We start from the raw sequence: 3,543 nt of genomic DNA, 5'->3' as shown, positions 1-3,543 counted from the left end.
GCCGCGGGGGGCGCGTTGGCGCCCGGCGCGGCCTGCTCCAGGGCGGGGGGCTCTCCCATGGCGAGAATGGCCTCCACGTAGTTGCGCAGCTCCCGCACGTTGCCCGGCCAGCGGTGCGTCAGCAGCGTGCGCATGAGCGGCGGAGGCACCAACGTGGACACCGGGTGGGTGTAGCCGGCTTCGTTCAGGAAGTGCTCCACCAGCAGGGGGATGTCGTCCACGCGCTGGTGGAGCGGGGGCACCTCCAGCCGCACCACCGCGAGCCGGTAGTAGAGGTCCAGGCGGAAGCTGTTGGCGTTGACCTCGGCGCGCAGGTCCCGATGGGTGGCGCTGATGACGCGCACGTCCACGGACAGCTCCTCCCTGCCCCCGAGCCGCCGGAAGCGTCGCCGCTCCAGCACGCCCAGCAGCGCCGTCTGGAGGCTGGCGGACAGCTCGCCAATCTCGTCCAGGAAGAGGGTGCCGCCGTGCGACCGCTCGAAGACACCGAGGTGGCGCTGGTCCGCCCCCGTGAAGGCGCCGCGCTCGTGGCCGAACAGCTCGCTGGCGACGAGCCCGGGGGAGATGACGCCACAGTCCAGCGTCACGAAGGGCTTCTTGGCGCGAGCGCTTTCGTCATGGAGGGCCCGGGCGATGAGCTCCTTGCCCGTGCCGGACTCGCCCTGGAGCAGCACCGAGGCGTCCGTGCGGGCCGCCCGGAGTATCTGCGCCATCAGCCTGCGCATCGACGCGCTCTGGCCCCGCAGGGGGCCCAGGGCTCCGGACTCGTGGAGTGAGAGGGTGCGCGTGGGCCCATCGCCCACCCGCAGCGAGGTCCGCCCGAGCGTGAGGACGCTCCCGGGCGCCACGCTCCCACGCTCGAGGAGCGCGGGACCCACCGCCGTGCCGTTGGTGGAGCCGAGGTCCGCCACCGCGACGCGGTCTCCCTTGCGCGACAGCTCCAGGTGGTAGCGGGACACGGTGGGGTCCGTCAGGCGCAGCTCGTTGCTCTCGGCCGTCCCCACCGTCACCGTCTCGCCCTCCGCCGTGTGGGTGTGGCCCTGGTCGGGGCCGCCCACGACCTCGATGGTCAGCGTGCGGATGGGCAGCCCCATGGGGCGCTCGGGGCGCGTCGTTCCGCTGGACATGGTCCCGGACGCTACCACGCGGCCCCCTGTCGGTTGCGTCCCCAGGGGGTGTTGGCGACTCCCTACAGGCCGCGCCCCACAATCCGGGCGCGCCCGCCTGCTCGACGTCCTGGTACGTCGATTGCCTAGGCCTCCGACACCCATCCACGTCGCAACCACCCGGAGGTCCCGCATGAAGCACCTTGCCCAATCGTCGCTGCCCGTCCTGAACCATGGCCCGAGGAGGCGCACCGGCGTCCTCGGCGCGCTCTTCCTCCTGCTCGCGAGCGCTTGCGGCGGGGCGGACACGGGCGAGCCGGACTCGGGCGTGCCGCAGGTGGCCGTGTGCCCCAACAGCGCCGACAACGGCGTCTGCCTCACGAAGGTGCGGCTGACCTACCTCGACGTGGGCTACGACCTGAGCAAGCCCGTCTACGTGAACAACCGCGTGCCCATCCAGTTCGGCATCACGTCGACGAGCCTCGACGCGGCGTCTCCGGCGACCCGCGAAGTCGCCGTCAGCTTCGGCTTCGTCGAGGCCCACCCCGCCAACCCCGCGGAGCCCATCGAGTGCGCCTCCAGCGCCATCGACGTGGCGCTCGTGGGCGACGGCCAGGAGCAGCGCTTCAAGGGCTTCATCTGGCCGACCTCGCTGTGTGCGGCGCTGGTGGACAAGGAGGTGAACCTGCGCGTCACCTTCGATGGTGACGAGCCGGACACCGGCATCGACTACCCGGCGGTCACCTTCAGCGACGCGGCCCGCGGCGACGAGCCCAACCAGTCCTGCCGGGGCGCGGCCGCGCCGGACTCCCGTCGAGGCTGCGTCTACGACATCGACCTCGAGCCGACCCCGAGCGACGGACGCGCAAGCCTCATCGACGTCCGCTTCGAGGCGATGGAGCCCGCCTCGTCGGTGGCCCTCCTCCCCTATGTCGCCCCCGACGCCACCGGGCAGGCGCTCGCGCCGAGCCTGGTCGTGCAGTCGACGCTCGTCGTCAATGGCCGCGACCCCTACATCTCCGGGCTGGCGCCGCAGGATGTGCCTCCGGAGCTCGAGGCCCTCGCGCCGGGCATCACCGGGGACCTCCAGTTCGGACAGGCTCCGGGGGAACTGGGGGCCCTCACGGCCATGCCCGGCCGCGCCACGCTCCGGTACGAGCTCGTGCCCGAGGGCGCCAGCAACGGTTGGCGCCCGCTCACCGTGGGCGCCCCGGACTCGGAGTCCGGCCGCGTCGCCGAGGTCGTCATCGAGAACCTGCTGCCGGGCACCTCCAACCTGTTCGCCCACGAGCTCTTCGCCGAGGGGGAGACCCGCGCCGCGTTGAGCGAGGGCGGCGAGTGGGCCGACCTCAGTGACTTCCAGGTGAGGGGGTGCTTCGTGGCGGACTTCGCCCAGGAGGGGAACGAAGGGGAGGCAGACACGAGCGACTGCCGCGTCCTCCCGGTCGTGCTGGTGCGAGAGACGCCGGACGCCACCTCCGCGACGTCGCTGGGCTTCAATCAGGAGTTCAGCCGGAAGCTCGGGAACTCGGACCGCATGAGCATCGCGGTGACGCTGACGACCCAGAACCAGCTCGACCGCACCGGCGCCTCCAGCCGCATCGAGGGCGCGGTCGAACTCGAAGGCAAGCTCGGGCGCTCGTACTCGGTCACCATCGCGCGCGCGGTGGGCCAGGCCACGCTCGCGGTCAATCCGGGCGACACGGGCTACGAGCTCACGGTCGACGCGTTCGACCAGCGCATCCACAGCTTCTCCCGCAGCGCCCCCAGCCTCGAGCACGAGGAGGCGTTCTCGGCGGCGAAGTCGTTCGCGTTCCCCAACCTCGGCTTCGGCTTCGGCCCCGTGCGCGTCGGCTTCAAGCTCAGCCTCGGCGGTGAGGTCGGCCTGACGACGAACGACAGCCTCTCGCTCTCGACGGAGCCGGCGCGGTGCGGGGAGCTGCTCCGCAGCGAGGACGCGCTCGGCCTGTGCGGGGAGATGGCTCGCGCCATCACCCCGGGGTTCAACTTCACCGCGTCCATCGAGGGGGGCATCAACGTGCGCATCGTCAAGGCCGCCGTGGTGGCCGACCTCGACCTCGTCAACACCGACTTCCCGCTCACCGCGTCGCTCGCCTTCGGTCAGCGCGACAACGGGAACCTGGTGGTGCTCGGCAGCGTCAACTGGGAGCTCGGCATGCAGCTCATCCGAGGCGACGTGTCCATCGTGGGCCGCGTCGGGATTCGCCGCTTCAGCCGGACGCTCCGCGTCCATCTCTTCAGCTTCAGCTCACGGCGCTTCTCCCAGACGCTGCTCGACCGCTCGATGGACATCGCCGAGGTGCTCGAGTGAGCGGGCGGAGCTGGGTCGTCGCGGCCGCGCGGGCTCGACGACGACCCAGCTCAGGTGCCCCTGGAAGTGGTCCTCGGCGCCCGGAGCGGTGGGGGCATCGAGGGT

2 protein-coding genes are annotated in these 3,543 nt (G+C 71.7%); one reads left to right on the top strand and one right to left on the bottom strand.

Features of this window, described 5'->3' with window-relative positions; all coding sequences use genetic code 11:
- Positions 1-1,127 (bottom strand): sigma 54-interacting transcriptional regulator (locus tag FL311_RS41935; protein WP_194869616.1); only part of this gene is annotated, 1,127 nt, incomplete at its 3' end.
- A gap of 172 nt (positions 1,128-1,299) precedes the next feature.
- Here FL311_RS41935 and FL311_RS41930 point away from each other — a divergent pair.
- Positions 1,300-3,438: a hypothetical protein gene (locus FL311_RS41930; protein ID WP_141333209.1), complete on the top strand. Its 2,139-nt coding sequence runs from the start codon at positions 1,300-1,302 to the stop codon at positions 3,436-3,438.
- Positions 3,439-3,543: the final 105 nt, after the last annotated feature.

It is taken from the genome of Myxococcus sp. AB025B, from assembly GCF_006518215.1.
Lineage (GTDB): Bacteria > Myxococcota > Myxococcia > Myxococcales > Myxococcaceae > Myxococcus > Myxococcus fulvus.
The sequence above is the reverse complement of the archived record's forward strand: the minus strand, read 5'-3'. Positions and strand labels throughout refer to the sequence as shown.